The organism is Vibrio sp. Vb0667, assembly GCF_033391095.1.
The window spans coordinates 1-17,538 of the sequence record NZ_JAWPOL010000004.1 but is presented as its reverse complement, the minus strand read 5'-3'; the positions used below and the strand labels follow the sequence as shown (position 1 = coordinate 17,538).

General features: G+C 45.0%; 11 protein-coding genes. 8 read left to right on the top strand and 3 right to left on the bottom strand.

Features of this window, described 5'->3' with window-relative positions; translation table 11 throughout:
* Positions 1-5: 5 nt before the first annotated feature.
* Both putA and R8269_RS06795 read right to left on the bottom strand, forming a co-directional pair.
* Complete coding sequence (putA, locus tag R8269_RS06800) at positions 6-3,137, bottom strand: bifunctional proline dehydrogenase/L-glutamate gamma-semialdehyde dehydrogenase PutA (protein ID WP_170897392.1); 3,132 nt, start codon at positions 3,135-3,137, stop codon at positions 6-8.
* A gap of 406 nt (positions 3,138-3,543) precedes the next feature.
* Positions 3,544-4,356 (bottom strand): AraC family transcriptional regulator, encoded by an 813-nt coding sequence (locus R8269_RS06795; RefSeq protein WP_025768702.1) that lies wholly within the window; start codon positions 4,354-4,356, stop codon positions 3,544-3,546.
* A 972-nt stretch (positions 4,357-5,328) separates the two neighbouring features.
* Here R8269_RS06795 and R8269_RS06790 point away from each other — a divergent pair.
* On the top strand, positions 5,329-6,048 hold the full coding sequence (locus tag R8269_RS06790) for a PAS domain-containing protein (protein WP_017820063.1): 720 nt from the start codon (positions 5,329-5,331) through the stop codon (positions 6,046-6,048).
* A 73-nt stretch (positions 6,049-6,121) separates the two neighbouring features.
* Here the strand turns inward: R8269_RS06790 and pdxH are convergent, their stop codons facing one another.
* Entirely contained in the window at positions 6,122-6,757 is a 636-nt protein-coding gene (gene pdxH, locus R8269_RS06785) for a pyridoxamine 5'-phosphate oxidase (RefSeq protein ID WP_005374570.1), read from the bottom strand.
* Between the two features lie 115 nt (positions 6,758-6,872).
* On the opposite strand from pdxH, the gene R8269_RS06780 reads away from it, so the two are divergent.
* The 7 genes from R8269_RS06780 (at position 6,873) to R8269_RS06750 (ending at position 17,474) form a co-directional block, all read left to right on the top strand.
* The gene (locus R8269_RS06780; protein WP_053308002.1) at positions 6,873-8,747 is read left to right on the top strand and encodes a sensor histidine kinase; all 1,875 of its coding nucleotides are present in this window, start codon (positions 6,873-6,875) and stop codon (positions 8,745-8,747) included.
* Positions 8,740-9,963, top strand: a complete 1,224-nt coding sequence (locus tag R8269_RS06775) for a sigma-54-dependent transcriptional regulator (RefSeq protein ID WP_053308003.1) — start codon at positions 8,740-8,742, stop codon at positions 9,961-9,963. The genes R8269_RS06780 and R8269_RS06775 overlap by 8 nt, the downstream gene beginning before the upstream one ends.
* Positions 9,964-10,136: 173 nt before the next feature.
* Positions 10,137-11,528 carry an HlyD family type I secretion periplasmic adaptor subunit gene (locus tag R8269_RS06770; RefSeq protein WP_005374562.1) on the top strand — a complete coding sequence of 464 codons (1,392 nt, stop codon included), beginning with the start codon at positions 10,137-10,139 and terminating at the stop codon, positions 11,526-11,528.
* A 114-nt stretch (positions 11,529-11,642) separates the two neighbouring features.
* Positions 11,643-12,326, top strand: a complete 684-nt coding sequence (locus R8269_RS06765) for a transglutaminase-like cysteine peptidase (protein ID WP_005374561.1) — start codon at positions 11,643-11,645, stop codon at positions 12,324-12,326.
* Positions 12,327-12,331: 5 nt separating this feature from the next.
* Positions 12,332-14,245, top strand: a complete 1,914-nt coding sequence (locus R8269_RS06760) for an EAL domain-containing protein (RefSeq protein WP_005383568.1) — start codon at positions 12,332-12,334, stop codon at positions 14,243-14,245.
* A gap of 15 nt (positions 14,246-14,260) precedes the next feature.
* Positions 14,261-16,375 (top strand): type I secretion system permease/ATPase, encoded by a 2,115-nt coding sequence (locus tag R8269_RS06755; RefSeq protein ID WP_005374556.1) that lies wholly within the window; start codon positions 14,261-14,263, stop codon positions 16,373-16,375.
* Between the two features lie 493 nt (positions 16,376-16,868).
* The gene (locus R8269_RS06750) at positions 16,869-17,474 is read left to right on the top strand and encodes a mechanosensitive ion channel family protein (protein WP_318222489.1); all 606 of its coding nucleotides are present in this window, start codon (positions 16,869-16,871) and stop codon (positions 17,472-17,474) included.
* Positions 17,475-17,538 lie beyond the last annotated feature (64 nt).

Genomic DNA, 17,538 nt, shown 5'->3' with positions numbered 1-17,538 from the left:
ACTCCTTATGCGTTTTCTGCTTGAGCAAGAAGATGTTGAGTAAAGCGGAATAGGTAGTGTGGACCACCAGCTTTCGGGCCAGTACCCGACAAGCCTTGACCACCAAACGGCTGTACACCAACCACAGCGCCAACTTGGTCTCGGTTGATGTAGCAGTTACCTACTCGTGCATGTTTCTCAATCCAACGGTACGTGGTTTCGTTACGGCTATGGATACCCATCGTCAATCCAAAACCCGTTTTGTTGATCTGCGCAACCACGTTCGGTAATTCAGACGCTTTAAAGCGAACAATGTGCAAGATTGGACCAAATTGTTCTTCTTTCAGCACATCGATGCCCGAGATTTCAAACGCACTTGGTGAGACAAAGTCACCATGCTGGCACGACTCATCCAGCTGTAGCTGAGCGACTTTAGTCTGTGTTTTGCTCATTTGCTCAAGGTGAGCGAGGAGTTTTTGTTTTGCATTGCTGTCGATAACCGGACCAACATCTGTTTTGTGTAGGTAAGGTAAACCAACATGCAGTTCATTCATCGCACCTTGAATCAGGTTGATCATACGGTCTGCTACATCTTCTTGTACAAATAGAACACGAAGGGCAGAACAACGCTGACCAGCAGATGCAAACGCCGAACGAATCACATCACGCACCACCTGCTCTGGCAATGCAGTACTGTCCACAATCATTGCGTTTTGACCACCTGTTTCCGCAATAAACGGAACCGGTTTCGCGCTGCGCTCCGCGAGCGTGACGTTAATGCGTTGCGCCGTTGCCGTTGAGCCAGTGAATGCCACACCAGCAATAGCATCATGAGAAGTCAGTGCATGACCAATCTCAGCGCCGCGACCAGTAAGTAACTGAATCACACCTGCAGGGAAGCCAGCATCAAGCATTAGTTCAATAGCGCGAGCGGCAATTAAGCTTGTTTGCTCAGCAGGTTTTGCAACCACAGTGTTACCTGCAATCAGTGCTGCCGTTACCTGACCAAGGAAGATAGCCAACGGGAAGTTCCAAGGGCTGATACACACAAACACACCAAGACCTTCACGGCTAGAAATGCGTTTCACACCGTCAAAACCTTCTAGCTCAAATGGCTGTAGGTTTTGCGCTTGTTTCGCGTAATAACGACAGAAATCCACTGCTTCACGAACTTCATCAATACTATCGTGAATCGTCTTGCCCGCTTCTTTGTGACAAATCGCCACCAGCTCAGCCAGATTTTCTTCCATTAAGTCAGCAAGCTTTTCTAAACAAGCCGCTTTTTGCTCAACAGGAACACCTTTCCAATCAGAGAAAGCAGTTTGCGCCGCATCAATTGCAGCGGAAACATGATCAAGTGTTGCAAATGCCACTTTGCCGACTTCAATTCGGCGATCGTACGGTGCGGTGATGATCTCAGCCGCATTTTCCTTGATCATGCTTTCGGCAAAACACTCACCATTGATCATCGGGCCTGCAACCCACTGATTGTCCATGAAGCTTTCTACCTGCGCTTCAAATGGCTTCGCTTCACTGTCGATGTCAATGTTGACGCCATATGAGTTCTTACGCTCAGGGAAAATATCGGCAGGCAATGGAATTTTGTCGTTGTGTAGCGTGTCAAAACCCGTCAACACATCCACAGGGTGATGGGTCAACTCATAAATCGGACAACGCGCATCAACTAGACGGTGTACAAACGAGCTGTTCGCACCATTTTCAAGCAGACGACGAACCAAGTACGGAAGAAGATCAGCATGGCTACCGACAGGAGCATAAATACGTACTGGCTGACCGTACATTTTCATAACATGGTTATACAGTGAATCACCCATACCATGCAGGCGCTGGAACTCGTATTCTTTGTGCTCCGCCATGACAGCAATTGCCGTAACTGTGTGAGCATTGTGGCTTGCAAATTGTGGGTAGATATTACCGCGAACACCTTCGCTAAGTAGGAAACGAGCACAAGCTAGGTATGCAACGTCCGTCGCTTCTTTGCGAGTGTATACTGGGTAGTTTGCATAACCCGCTTGTTGAGACCACTTGATTTCGCTGTCCCAGTACGCGCCTTTAACCAAACGCAGAGGAATAACGTCACCTTGCTCTTTTGCGAGTGCATTTAGCCACACCAAGACTGGTAGCGCACGTTTTGAGTAGGCTTGAATAACCAAACCAAACTTGCCCCAACCTTTCACAAGATCGCTACGGTACACTTTCTCAAATAGCTTCAGGGAAAGCTCAAGGCGATCCGCTTCTTCTGCATCGATTGTGATTGCAACGTCGACTTCAATTGCACGTTTCAATAGCTGCATTAGTGAGTCATACAACTCTGTCATTACACGTTCTTCATTTGCGACTTCGTAGCGCGGGTGTAATGCAGAAAGCTTGATGGAAATCGAAGGCGCTGGACTAGTGTCGCTACCGTAAGTCTCGCGACCCACCGCTTCGATCGCCATTAGGTAATCTTTGAAGTACTTGTTCGCGTCCGCTGTAGTTAACGCCGCCTCACCCAACATATCAAACGAGTAGGTGAAACCTTTGTCGCGCATTGGGCGACCGTTCTTCTGCGCTTCTTCGATCGTACGACCACGAACAAACTGGTGACCCATGATCTTCATTGCCTGATACATGGCTTTACGAATCACGGGCTCAGAGAATTTATTTACCAGACGGTTTACAGCCTGACCTGGGCTCTGGGTGCCTTGCTCACCAAGACCAACCACTTTACCTGTTAGCATAAGGCCCCATGTTGATGCGTTAACAAACACAGAGTCAGAGTTTTTCAGGTGAGATTTCCAGTCTGCGACACTCAACTTATCTTTAATCAAAGAATCTGCTGTCGCGGCATCTGGGATGCGCATTAATGCTTCTGCAAGACACATCAGCAAGATACCTTCTTGAGTATCTAAGCTGTATTCCAGCAATAAAGCATCAATCATCTGGATTGACTTCTTATCGGCACGAATGGCTTCGATAAGGTGGGTCGTTTGGGTAGTGATCGCCGATTTTTCATCCTCTGTCGGCGTCGCTAGTGGCAATAGTTGCTCTAGCCATTGAGACTCGTCCACCATATATAATGGCGAGATCAGTGACCACAACTTATCAAGCGGCTGCCCGATAAATTCCGGTGTCAACACGTTCGTAGCTGTAAACATGTGTGTTCCTCAATCTCACTCCTCGAAAACCGCTTCGAGGATTATCAATGGCTGGCAGTGTATTTTGAGGCCGATAAGAATACTTGTCAAAAACTACGACATTTTTGCCAAAAACTCGCTTTTATAACAAAACATCCACATAGTCACATTCAAATAGGTAATATTTTGTGTTGTAAATTTTAATTTTTTCATTGCATTCACAACAAAATATCAAGAATATCAATAAGATTTTTGTGAAGAGCTCGTTCTAAGAGAAAATGTAGGATCAAGTGGCATATCAACCACTGCAAAGAACAGAGAATTTAAAAAAACGAGAGATAGGTCACGTGAATAAAACATAAAAAAACCATGCATAGTGCATGGCTTCATTCTGATTGATGATTATTTGACCTAAAAAAACGCGTTGTTATCCAACTTGTTTTTTATAACGGGAAGGTGATATTCCCTGTAAGCGAGTAAAAGTATGAGTAAAAGTACTCTGGCTTGAGAAGCCAGTAAACTCGGCAATTTGCCCTAAAGAAAGGTGCCCTTGCTCGATTAATTCACGAGCCATGTCGATTCGCTTTCCGAGAACATATTGATGAGGTGTAATCCCCATCTGCTCTTTAAACAAGCAATGGAACTGACTTTCCCCAAGAAACACTCGCCCGGCCAATTGAGCCACACTAATCTTATGACTCAGGTGCTGCTCAATGTAACGATCAATCGCCTCCAAATCAAAGCGCGACTCTTTTCGACTGGTCTCAAATGCCGAGATATGGCGCTGCATTAACGCAATCACAGTGTCGTTACACGCACGACTTAACAGCAGGTCATCCGGATGGTTTCGCATTTCCTGAACCAACATCTGTATCAGCTTCTGAATTTGACTATCTAACTGGAAGTAGACATGGTCTCTCTCCAGGTTATTGATTTTTTGAAGCATTTCGGGATCATCATTTGTCGGTTTGGGCATATTCAGCACCAAAATATCCGATTGATTGATGACGCCACCGAAAGCATGATCAGAGCATGCGGTAACCACACAACCTTGACCAGGGCCGACAAGATTACCTCGCCCGCGCACTTCAAATTCGGCTTGCCCTTTTAAACCAATCACGATCTGTGTATAAGAATGATCGTGGCAATCCATATAAGACGGAAGTGTGATCAGCTCCGCCGGCTTTGGCAGCATAATCTCTTGATATGAAAGGATTTTTTGGTTATCTGAATCACTCATTTTAAACAGTCGTCTTTACACGGTCAGCTTACGTCTTCGCATCATATACCTTCTTTGTTGGGTTGCAACTTTTACCCAACTCAATCGACAAGATCAAATCAGCATGCTCAAGTTCATTTACATGATCATAGTTCCGGAACGATGATCATGCGAGGTTAATTTACGGTCAGTGAGCAACCAATTTTATTAACAAAAACGGATAGATAGGCAACACCTTACGTATACATAATCAATCAATGTAAAGATCCTTATTACCGAACAATCTGTTATTTTGTAAAACACCGTGCTCCATATTAGATAACTCGTCCCTGAAACGGATCGAAACCCACTCTTAAACTCAACATAGAGGGATTTCCCCCCTTACTAATATGCTTCTGATTCAATACATTAGTTATCGAGCTTTAAGATGCATACGATCTAAAGCTCTCGGTATCTCATTGATACCTCTAACTTACTTAGCAGACCCTCGCTAGGTAATTTAGAACCTCTTCTACACGTCGACAAGATTATATCTTGTGTTGCCAGCCCGTCTTCAGGCTGGCTTTTTTTTTCGCTTCTCAACAATGAAAACAATGGCATAAGCTGATATCATAGCGTTTGTCTCACTGTCCCTCTCATATGCTTAGGTGCTGCTCTTTCGCTCACAAGTGATATGAACGTCAACCACATTACAACTGAGTTGTAGGAAGCATGATCAAGGACGATACGAGTTGTAAGCCGAACATTGGCGGACATCCGTGAGCGCACATATCTGTAATGAAACAGACCATTTTCCCAATTAAACTCTTCGTTCCATTTCGTCGTTGTCTATGACTACCTGACGAAAACATCGAACACCACGAATTTAATTGGATTGAGCGCCAATCAACGAACGTGTTCTAGCAACGTAACTGCCTACTTGGCAACATCAATACGAGCCATGTAACACGGACGTCTCTGTATTGGTAAAAGCAGTATGTAGTGAGTCCTTTTGTGAATATTTCAGTCGATACCATAGAACAATCCCTCCTTAAACAGCTACCAGGTTGTTGGGGATGCAAAGATAAAGATTCGGTATTCCTATACGTAAACCAGGAATACGCAGAACTGTTAGGGCACACGTCGCCCGAGGAGTGCTTGGGTAAAACTGATTTTGATATGGCCAGCCCAACCACTGAATGCGCGCAAGAATTTCAACGCCAAGATAAACACGTTCTCGAAACTGGCGAGTCACTAAAAATTCTGGATATCCACCCTTATCCAGATGGCCGCTGGCGAGCACATATATTTACTAAAACACCGTGGCGAGATGACAAAGGCGACATCGTAGGCACCATTTTCTACGGAAGGGAACTCACCGACACCGCCGTGATTGAAGTCGGGTATTGGGTTTGTCGTGCAATCAGTACCAACCCAAATCAACAATCCATCTTTCGTTTTTCTGACTTACAACCAAAACCAGAGAAGCTCACATGCCGCGAGCAAGAAACGCTTTTCCTCTTGCTCTATGGCAAAAAGCCTCAATTTATCTCTCAGGTCATGGGCATATCAACAAAAACCGTTGAAGGTCACGTCGCACGCTTACGTAATAAGTTTGCAGCGAACAGCAAGAACGAGCTAATAGATAAAGCAATGGAAGCAGGCTACGGCTCTGTTGTACCCAAAACGCTGCTTAAGCATCAATTATCGGTTGTGTTGAATGGAGAGCGATAATTCGCATCGCTTCTACCTACAAAAACACCGCCCCAATTCGGCGGTGTTTGTTTATTCATGAGGGACCATAAGCCTATGGCGCTAGACGATCAATGTCCCAACTTCCATCATGCTGGGAGAAAAGAAAACGATCGTGAAGGCGATGTTCGCCACCTTGCCAAAATTCGATGCTCTTTGGTTTTACGCGAAAGCCACCCCAAAAGGTTGGTACTGGTATTTCACCCTTAGCAAACTTCTGTTTTAGCTCTAAAAACTTACCTTCCAACACACCTCTGGCAGAAATACGGCTACTTTGTTTGCTCGCGATTGCGGCCAACTGGCTCTCTTTAGGACGAGAAGTAAAGTATTTCATATTCTCTACGGCGGTAAGCTTTTCAGCCACACCAGTAATATGAACTTGGCGCTCTAACGGGTGCCAAGGGAAGTGCAAACTAATATTGCTGTTATGCTCTAGCTGCTGGGCCTTGCGACTGCCTAGGTTGGTGTAAAACACAAAACCATCTTTGTCGACGTTTTTCAATAGAACAATGCGTTGAAACGGCATGCCATTTTCATCAACCGTTGCAACTGTCATCGCAGTCGGGTCCGTTAAACCCGCTTCAACTGCTTGCTCTAGCCACAGATTAAATTGATCAATAGGATCAGCTTTCAAATCTTTACGACGCAGCCCACCTTTGGTGTACTCACGACGAATATCAGCAAGTTCCATCTTTACTCCTTCACTCGTTTTTGTCGATTGTGCTCCCGATACTGAGGAAATACAAGGACATCATTGTGCTTGTTATCGTTGCCGCTCACAGCATCACAGTGCGTCATTTGATACCATGACACAAAAAACCAGTGAGCCGATCGTGAACTTACTCAACCCCAAAGCCCTACGTCATTTTTTACTGCTACTGTGTGCCGTCGGCATTTCAGGGCTTGCGCTTACTCATCATTACGCAACTCAATACCAACATGATCAATGGCAACAAAAGCTAGAGAGACAAGCCGCGCAAGTGTCACAAGAAGTGGACTACGAACTGGCAAAGTTTGAACAGATACCAAACCTATTAAGTCACGACCCAAGACTACTCAAAGCAGTCGAGCGCGGAACGCCCTCTCAAGAGCTCAACCTACTGTTATCAGATTGGTTGAAGCAAAGTTTGGCCGATACGATTTACGTTCATGACCGTACCGGGTTAGTCATAGCCTCAAGTAACTTTCAGCAAGAAGATACGTTTGTTGGCTCTAGCTTTAGCTATCGCCCCTATTTTAAAAATGCGCGACGCGGTGAGCCCGCTCAATACGTTGGATTAGGCGTACGCTCGAATAAACGTGGGTACTTCTTCTCATCTCCGCTGTGGGTAAATGAGGAAGTCGTTGGCGTGATCACAGTAAAAGTGAATTTGGAGCAATTAGAACAGCGCCTTTCGCAAACCACGACTGACGTACTCATTACAGATAAACACAATGTCGTGTTTATGAGCAATTTACCAGACTGGCGCTATCGTGCACTTTTCCCACTGTCATCGAGTGCAATAAATGAACTTACCGAAACGCGTCAATATGGCGATACCTTACCCGAATATTTTGGTGAGTTAACGGCACACAGTGGTGTCACGGAGTTTGATGACAATCAATTGCTTCTATCACCGAATTACCTCGCATACGCAACACACTTATTGGATAAAGGGTTTCGCGTCGTTGCCTTAATTAACCACAACAGCGTTCTTGCCGCCGTTTTACAGGCCGATATCGTCTTCCTGATCTTATATGCGCTCATTGCTCTAATTGCGTTAGCGTGGTTCCAAACCCTAGTTAACAAAGCACGCCTTGCCCATCTCAATGTGAGCCTAGAAGAAAAAGTAGTGCAACGGACACTAGTTCTGAGTGAAGCCAACCAAAAGCTACAACAGACCATCCGCCAATATGAACAAAGCCAACAAGAGCTTAAACAAACACAACAAGAGCTGACGCAAGCCGCGAAATTGGCACTGTTGGGCGAGCTGTCTGCCAGTATTAATCATGAGATAAATCAGCCACTTTCCGCACTAAGAACCTATACCGAAAACTCGCAGCGTTTGTTGGCAATGGAAAAATACCCAATGGTCGCCGACAATTTGGGCAAAATGCTGACACTTAATGACACCATTTCGGAAGTCATTGCCCGCTTAAAAGTCTTTACTCGGAAAGCCACGCACGATTCACACAATGAAATCTCAGTACTGCACGACGCGGTACATACTGCCACCAGCATTTTGAGCAACAAGCTTATTAAGCAAGGAGTAACACTAAAAGTTCCGGCCATCGACTATGATGTGAAGCTGGCCATTCACAGCGTTGAATTAGAACAAGTGCTGATAAACCTCTTCCACAACGCGGCACAAGCGATGGAAAACCACTGTATCGATCCGCAAATATCCATTGCTGTTCAGTGTCATGATGACAGTTGCGACATTCTTGTTTCCGATAACGGGCCTGGCATGTCGGACGAAGCCCTAGCAAAAATCTTTGATCCATTTTTTACGACTAAGCCAGAGGGCTTAGGATTAGGTTTGACCATCTCCAAACGCATTTTAGAGAGCTATCACGGCTCCCTCTGTGCCTATAAACATCAGAGCACAGAACAACAAGCAGGAGGGATGACCTTTATCGTGACGCTACCAATAGTCAATCAGAATAAACGTACCCCAGAAGTGGAAAACGACCATGAATAACCCAGTTTTCTTTGTTGATGACGAACCACACATTCGTGATGCCGTGTCTCAAGCCCTGCTGATTGAAGGGATAGACGTCACCTGCTTACCAAACGCAGTAGAAGCCTTACGCGTAATCGACTCAAATATGCCTGCGATTATCATTACCGATATCCATATGCCCGTGATGGATGGCTTGGAGTTTATGCGAACTTTGCGAAGCAAAAACGATCACTTTCAATTCATCGTACTTACTGGACATGGAGATGTGAAAACCGCGGTAGATGCGATGAAAAGCGGCGCGTACGACTTTCTAGAAAAACCGTTTTCAACGGAACAGCTCATGAAATCGCTCAACAATGCCAGCGATAAACTGAACTTGTTGCAAGAAAACATCTGGCTTAAGAAAGAGCTCGACATGCAAACTCATGTTGGTCCGAAAATGATTGGTCACAGTAAGGCCATGGTTAGTATTCGTCGCGCCTTGATCAGTGCGCCCACAAGCCAGCCGCTCATTTTTGTAGGTCAAGATGGTACGGGTCGGCGACTCGCTGCACAATTTGCCCACGACATACATGCAACACCGGATAGTGAGCTAATCGCCGCTTCTGGTGAAGACCTCTATGAGCTTTCATTAGAAGCGCTCGACAAAGCCATACACCGCTTAAGTGAAGGAAAACGCCACTGCAGTTTGTACTTACATAGCGCAGAGCATGTATCATTTGAGCAATGGGAATACTTATTCAAGCACCCAAAACTTGAACGTGTTTTTGGCGCGACCACCCAAGCCGAGCCGCCTCTAAAATCCCTGGCGACTCTAATTCACTTACCGACGCTCGATGAGAGAAAGGAAGATATAGGGCCTTTATACAAGCACTTTGTGCGCCACACCGCGAGCCGATATCAGTTACAGCCGCCACATATCAGCCTAGAAGAGGTCAAACACCTCACCAGTCTCGAATGGCCAGAAAACGTTAAGCAGCTACGCCAATTTGCTGAACTTCGTGCCCTCAAGCCAGATACTTTTAGAATGGAAGATTGGAACAGTGAGAAAAGTCTTGAAATTCAGAGTATGACTCAGCGCACAGAATACTTTGAATATTGCTTGTTATTCGATGCATTGCAAAGACATCGCGGCAGACTCAAAGAGGTTCAACTAGAATTACAGGTATCACGCAAAACCTTGTACGACAAACTAAAAAAACATCAGTTGGATAAAGCCAAGTTCAAGGCGTAATAGCTATACTCCGGCGCTAATTATGCTTTTGTTTGATTTAGAAAGTGTAAGAAAGCTCATTTGAAGAGAGAATAACCCTCTTCTCATATTTTGTTAGCCGAGCATGCTGACATGATCGGTTAATAATAATAAGATCATAAAGATAATCCGTAATTATATAAGCAGGGACTGTGATGAGCCGAGATAACTACAACAAACTCAACGATGAAGAGTTGGATTTTGTTGATGACAAAACTGCAGCATTGCTCCTCAATACCCCCAACAGCGCGCGTTTTATGCTCTGGGTTATGGTGCTATTTTTCATTGCAGCAATAGGTTGGGCATCTTGGGCTGAAATCGACAAAGTCACGGTTGGTCAAGGCAAAGTGATTCCCTCCTCACAGATACAAGTAGTCCAAAACTTAGAAGGTGGCTTAGTCAAAGAAATCTTGGTCAAAGAAGGTCAGTTGGTTGAAAAAGGCCAACAGTTACTGCTTATCGACGACACCCGCTTTCGCTCGGATTTTCGTGAACGTGAGCAACAAGTTGCCAACCTTACCGCATCTGTGCTGCAACTATCCGCTTCTATTAACAGTGTTGCCGTTAATCGTGATTTTGAAACGGAAAACTGGCGTCAAAGTGTACTACTTGATTACGGTAAACTGACCTTCCCACCAACCTTGGAAGAGACTCGACCTCAACTCACACAGCGTCAAAAAGCAGAATATCGCGAAGATCTAGATAATTTACGCAACCAACTTTCTGTTATTGACCAACAAGTGCAGCAAAAGCAGCAGGACTTGGTAGAGATCCAAGCACGAGTAAGGAACTTGCGTCAAAGCTACCAATACGCGAAAAAAGAACTCGATATCACCAAACCTTTGGCAGACGAGGGCGTTGTTCCTCGTATTGAACTGCTCAAATTACAGCGCCAAGTCAACGATACCCGTCGTGAAATGACGTCCAGTGAGCTCAAGATTCCCGTATTGCAATCAGCGATTCGAGAATCCATGCTCAACCGTATTGATGTTGCACTCAAATTCCGCTCTGAACAGCAAGAGAAACTCAACAGCGCCCAAGACCAGTTATCTGCCTTGGTTGAATCAGCGGTGGGCTTGGAAGATAGAGTAAACCGAACGGTTGTGAATTCGCCAGTAACAGGCAAAATCAAAACACTGAACATCAATACTGTCGGTGGTGTTATCCAACCTGGTATGGATATCGTCGAGATCGTACCAACAGAAGACACACTATTGGTAGAGGCGAAAATTGCGCCAAAAGACATCGCATTTTTACGCCCAGATCTTCATGCTATCGTGAAATTTACAGCTTACGACTTCACAAAGTACGGCGGTTTAGAGGGAGAGTTGGAACATATCAGCGCGGATACCACTCAAGATGAAGAAGGCAACAGCTTCTACATTGTTCGTGTACGCACCGAAAAAACAAACTTTGGTCAAGATGCAGATTTACCAATCATTCCAGGAATGACAGCATCGGTCGATATCATCACAGGGAAGCGAACCGTTTTGGAATATCTACTTAAACCGATTTTAAGTGCCAAAACGAACGCCTTGAAGGAGTAAACCACATTAAGATACTCGCGATAGGGAGTATTGAGCGATAAGTAATTAAATAAAAAGCACTTATTTCTCACTGACGAACTCTCTAGAAGAGTATACTTGTGATACGAGTCGAATATGCGATCCAATTTGCAGCGTAAAGTTACATTATTAATCAGCTTAAGTTGTTTGTCGTTCCAACTTGGTGCGCTGAACAGTAAAGAACAACGATGGGTCAATACGGTCACAGCGGTGTACGGCGAACGTGCGGGATTGCGCGTAAATACATGGCGAAAGAACCTCGACTTATTTAAACAATTAGAGACTCATGAACAGCTCGCTGGCGTTAACGACTTTTTTAATCAGCTGTATTTCGTTGACGACATAAAACTGTGGGGAAAGACAGATTATTGGGCTACGCCACTCGAATTTTTAGGGAGTAACGCAGGAGACTGTGAAGATTTCACTATTGCTAAGTACTTCTCTTTACTCGAGCTAGGAATACCAGATTCAAAGATGCGGTTAATATACGTAAAAGCCATCGAACTGAATCAGTTTCACATGGTATTAGCTTACTACCCTACCCCAAGTTCTGAGCCGCTCATTCTCGATAATATCAATCCTGACATTGTCCGAGCCTCTAAGCGTAGCGACTTGCTACCGATATACAGTTTTAATGGTACAAACCTGTGGTTGATGAAGTCATCTGCTAGCACTGGAGAGCTGGCAGGGAAAGCATCACGGTTGAGCCTTTGGAATGACTTACGCTCGCGCGAACGTAAGTTGCAGTTAAATAAACCTAAAATTAACTATGACGAGTGAGAAACATGACCCTATATAAGAAGCTTGTGGTGGGGATGGTTACGGTCTTTATACTCTTGTTGGCATCAGTATTCGTAATCCAATTCAACACGACTCGAGACAGCTTGGAGCAACAGCAACGTTCAGAGGTCAACAACACTATTAACACCGTAGGTTTGGCACTGGCTCCTTACCTAAAGGACAAAGATAAAGTAGCGGTTGAGTCCGTGATTAATGCTCTGTTTGACGGCAGCACCTACTCCGTTGTTCGTCTTACAGCATTAGATTCTGACTACCAGATCGTGCGTACCTACCCAGTTAAACCAAGTACGGTGCCACAATGGTTTATCGACATGAATCTATTTAAAGCGATTCACGATAAGCGTGTTGTGACCAGTGGTTGGATGCAGCTCGCCGAAGTAGAAATCATTAGCCACCCAGGCGCAGCTTACGAGCAGCTCTGGCAAGGTTTTATTGGGTTGCTGTCTGTATTCAGTGTCATTTTTCTGGCTGGTTTAGTGGCAATTTCATACATCCTACGTCGCTCGCTAAAGCCGTTAACGGCCATCGTGAATAAAATGCATGAAATCGCGAATAACCAATTTGGTGAACCGCTTGCTCGTCCAAGAACCAAAGATCTTATCGCGGTGGTAGATGGCATTAATATGATGTCTGCTCAAATCGAGCTATCATTCAAAGAGCAAGCCAAAGAGGCTCAACGTCTGCGTGCTCAGGCTTACCTCGATCCTATATCTAAATTGGGTAACCGCTCATTCTACATCAACCAAATCGACCAATGGCTTGCAGAGCAAACGCAAGGGGGTATCGCGCTACTCCATGCTGAATACATTGGCGACATTTACGAGACCAAAGATTACCAACGCGCAGATGCCCACGTTAAAGAACTGTCTCAACGTTTGAAAAACACCATTGATGTACCGGGTGCCACTATTGCTCGCTTGTCTAGTGATGAGTTCGGCTTGCTTTTCCCTCATATGGATGAGAGCGAGTTACGCATTTTATCGGACAGCATCGTCAATTGTGTGAACGGCCTAAATACTGACCCAACAGGCTTAGCAAAACCTAAAGCGTCACTAGGGGTTGCACACAGCAAAGATCAGAAAACGCGTTCTGAAATCCTCTCGATGGTGGACAACGCACTATCGAAAGCCAAAGCGCAACCAGACAAGCCATACGGCTTCATTGGCAGTGATACACCTTCTAGTTTGATGGGTAAACAGCAATGGAAAGCGTTGGTTGAAGAAGCCATTCATAGTGATTGGGTTAAATTCCGTTTCCAAGCTGCGAAAAACACATGGGGTAAAGTATTCCACAACGAAGTATTTTCAAGCATCGAAAAAGATGGTGAAACGTATCGTGCGAATCAATACCTATTCGCACTAGAACAGTTAGACGCCACCAACATCTTTGACCAGTATGTCATTGAATCAATGATTAAGATGCTAGAAAGTGGTGAACTTAATGACCCAGTCGCGATTAACATCGCGCAAAGCAGCTTGTCTCAACCATCGTTTATTCGCTGGACAACTAGCATGCTGGAAAAACATGCCAAAGTGGCCTCTAAGCTACACTTTGAAATTCCAGAGGAATGCTTTATCGATCAGCCTCACCACACAGCACTGTTATGTAATGCCATTCGCCAATCAGGTGCTGAGTTCGGCGTAGATAACTACGGACGTAACTTCCAATCTTTGGAATACATCCAAGAGTTCCGTCCGAACTATGTGAAGCTCGATTACCTATTCACACACAACTTGCACGACGAAAAACAGAAATTCACGCTAACGTCGATCTCTCGTACTGCCCACAACCTTGGTATTACGACTATCGCATCGCGTATCGAAACTCAAATCCAGTTGGATTTCCTCACTGAACATTTTGTTGAGGTATTCCAAGGATTCATCGTCGACAAGGAATAAAAAGGTTTATCAACGATGAAAGACCCTTTACTGAATTCGCTCATCTACGTTAGCCGTTACTATGGGTTAGCTAACTCGCCAGAAGCGCTAGTCAACGGACTACCGCTATCTGACGGTAAACTGACCCCATTTTTGCTACCAAGAGCAGCGGAAAGGGCCGGATTGGTTGCCAAGGAAAACCGCGCAGAGCTGGAGAGCATCTCCAGCCTAATTCTGCCGGCAATCTTAGTTCTTAAAGGCGGTGACTCTTGCGTTCTCAACAGCATCAATATGGAGAAACGCGAGGCCGAAGTCACCACCCTAGAAAGTGGAATGGTGCCGATCTCTATTCCATTAGAAGACCTACTTGAGCAATACACTGGTCGGTACTTTTTAGTTAAAAAGCAATTCCGTTTCGATGAGCGCTCTCCCGAAGTGCTCAAAACCAACGAAGGCCACTGGTTCTGGTCAACCTTGTGGCAGTCAAAACGCATCTACCGCGATGTTTTAATCGCATCACTTCTCATCAACCTCTTTGCGGTTGCCGCTCCGCTATTCACTCGCTTGGTGTACGACAAAGTGGTTCCGAATCTTGCGTTTGAAACCCTATGGGTACTAGCAAGTGGCATCTTTGTCGTGTTCCTGTTCGACTTCATTCTCAAGTCGCTGAGAAATTACTTCATTGATGTGGCGGGCAAGAAGTCTGACATTCTGATTTCATCCAAACTGTTCAGCAAAGTGATGGGGATTAGAATGGAATCGAAGCCGCCTTCGGTCGGTGCCTTCGCTCGCCATTTACAAGAATTCGAATCTATTCGAGAGTTTTTTACTTCAGCGACCGTCAGTGCTCTCATTGATTTGCCTTTTGCCATTTTATTCTTAGTGATTATATGGCTAATGGCTGGCGATCTTGTGTATGTACCGATGGTGGGCGTGGTCATTTTGATTATTCACTCGCTACTGATACAAGGGCCGCTGCGCCGCTCCATTGAGGAGGGTTCACGCCTAGCATCGCAAAAATATGCCAATTTGATAGAGAGCTTGGCTGGGTTAGAAACCGTAAAAATGCTCAGTGCGCAAAGCCAATTCCAATACCGCTGGGAAGAGGCAGTTGCGCACATGGCGAACTGGAATATAAAAAGCCGCCGAATTACGGATAGCATTCAAAACGCGGCAGGTTTTGTGCAGCAAAGTAGTAACGTAGGGATGATCATCCTAGGCGTTTACTTAATTGCAGAAGGCGACTTAACCATGGGCGGTTTGATTGCCGCAACCATGCTTAGCGGCCGCGCGATTGGTCCTTTGGTTCAGTTATCCTTACTCTCTACGCGCTACAACCAAGCGAAGTCTTCTATGACAATTATCAATCAAGTCATGGAAATGCCGGATGAACAAGAAGAAGGTAAACGTTACATTCACCGCCCAATAGTACAAGGCAAAATTGAACTTGAACGCGTGACCTTCCACTACCCAGATTCACCGGTGGCGTCGATTCGAGATTTGAGCTTGACTATTAACCCAGGCGAAAAAGTAGCGATCATAGGCCGTATCGGTTCGGGTAAAACCACGTTAGAGCGTCTAATCATGGGCTTGTATCAGCCGACGGAAGGTCATGTTCGCATTGATGATACCGACATCGCACAGCTGCATCATGTCGACATTCGCCGTAATATTGGTTGTGTGCCGCAAGATTCCAATCTGTTCTTTGGGTCTATCCGCGACAACATTACGCTAGGTCGCCCATTAACCGATGACCGTGACGTACTAGACGCAGCGAATCGTGCCGGTGTTACTGCGTTTACGCAATCTGACCCAGCGGGCTTAGAACGCCAAGTTGGTGAAGGTGGTGCAATGCTTTCGGGTGGTCAACGTCAAGCAGTCACGATCGCTCGTGCATTTTTGGGTCGTCCTCCTGTTCTACTCATGGATGAGCCAACCAGTGCGATGGATAATCGCTCAGAGATGCACATTAAACATCAATTAGCACAGTTGAAACCTAGTGAAACGCTGATTCTGATTACGCACAAAACGTCTATGCTCGACATCGTTGATCGCGTAATTGTGATGGAGAAAGGCAGCATCATTGCAGATGGCCCTAAAGCGCAAGTGCTGAACGATTTGAAACAAGGCAAAGTGCGTGCGGTTAGCTAGCCTGAATTCACATTGATAAAAGACAAAGGCCCCGTTTAACTTGTGTTTAACGGGGCTTATTTTATTGGGAGCCCGAGATAATTAAGTTCTTCAAGCGCGACCCAAACGAGTACAAGGCCAACAATCACGAATAAAATCATAATCGCCTTTTCATCTTCTTCCATTTTTCAACGCCCTAAAAGCTATTTCAATTAATACACCTTAGGTTATCAGGACAAAAGTCATATTCAGCTCGTTTATGAGGAACTAGCATCATAGAATGTCGGATATGGGATACAGCTCAAAGATTGCTCTCTTCAAAATCACGTCAGCTTTGATTGAATATAAGTAATGAAGCCAAAGAGTTCGTAATGCTCACTAAGTCTTTGATTAACTTATACAGTACTCTGTGGAACCTCAACACAGAGACAAATGGTGTAAAGAAAAATTGTGATTACTTACAGCAAAAAATCAGCTATAAAAGCCGCTTTCTAGATATCGTCGAGATGAAGAAATGAATGATTGGATCCAATTAGAGCAAGTGAGCCAGTATTTCACTACGGGCTCCCTCGGTTACAAACTATTGATGGGCATTTTTGTCCTGATCGCGTATCGCATCCTGAAGAGGATTGTAAATAGAGCCATCCTAAATTTGGCAACAACGAAAGGTGTAAAAAAGGCTCGTTTGAGTTTTATTCAGCGCTGTTTCAATGTCGCGCTGCTATTTTTGACCGCCTCTATTTTTGCCATTATCACAGGTATTGGCTATGGCGATGTGTCTTTGTTCCTATCGTCCATTTTTGCCGTATTAGGTGTGGCGTTTATTGCGCAGTGGTCAATTCTGAGCAACATCACTGCCAGCTTTTTGATCTTTTTTGTCTTCCCGTACCGAGTGGGTGACCGAATTAAAGTCGTAGACAAAGATGAAGACATCTGCGGTGAGATTCAAGAAATCAGCATGTTTCACGTGTTAATTAAGCACGACAACGGAAACTTGATCACTTACCCAAACAACCAGATTTTGCAAAAAGCGGTACTAAAGCTGGCGAAAAACAAGCCAGAGCCAAGTAAAGCCAAATCTCGAATTTATACTCGCAGAAAGAAATATGACCCGTCCTGATATGGGTTGACACTTTTTAACTAAAACGCTCGATGTACTTCATCGGGCGTTTTGTATTTTAAAG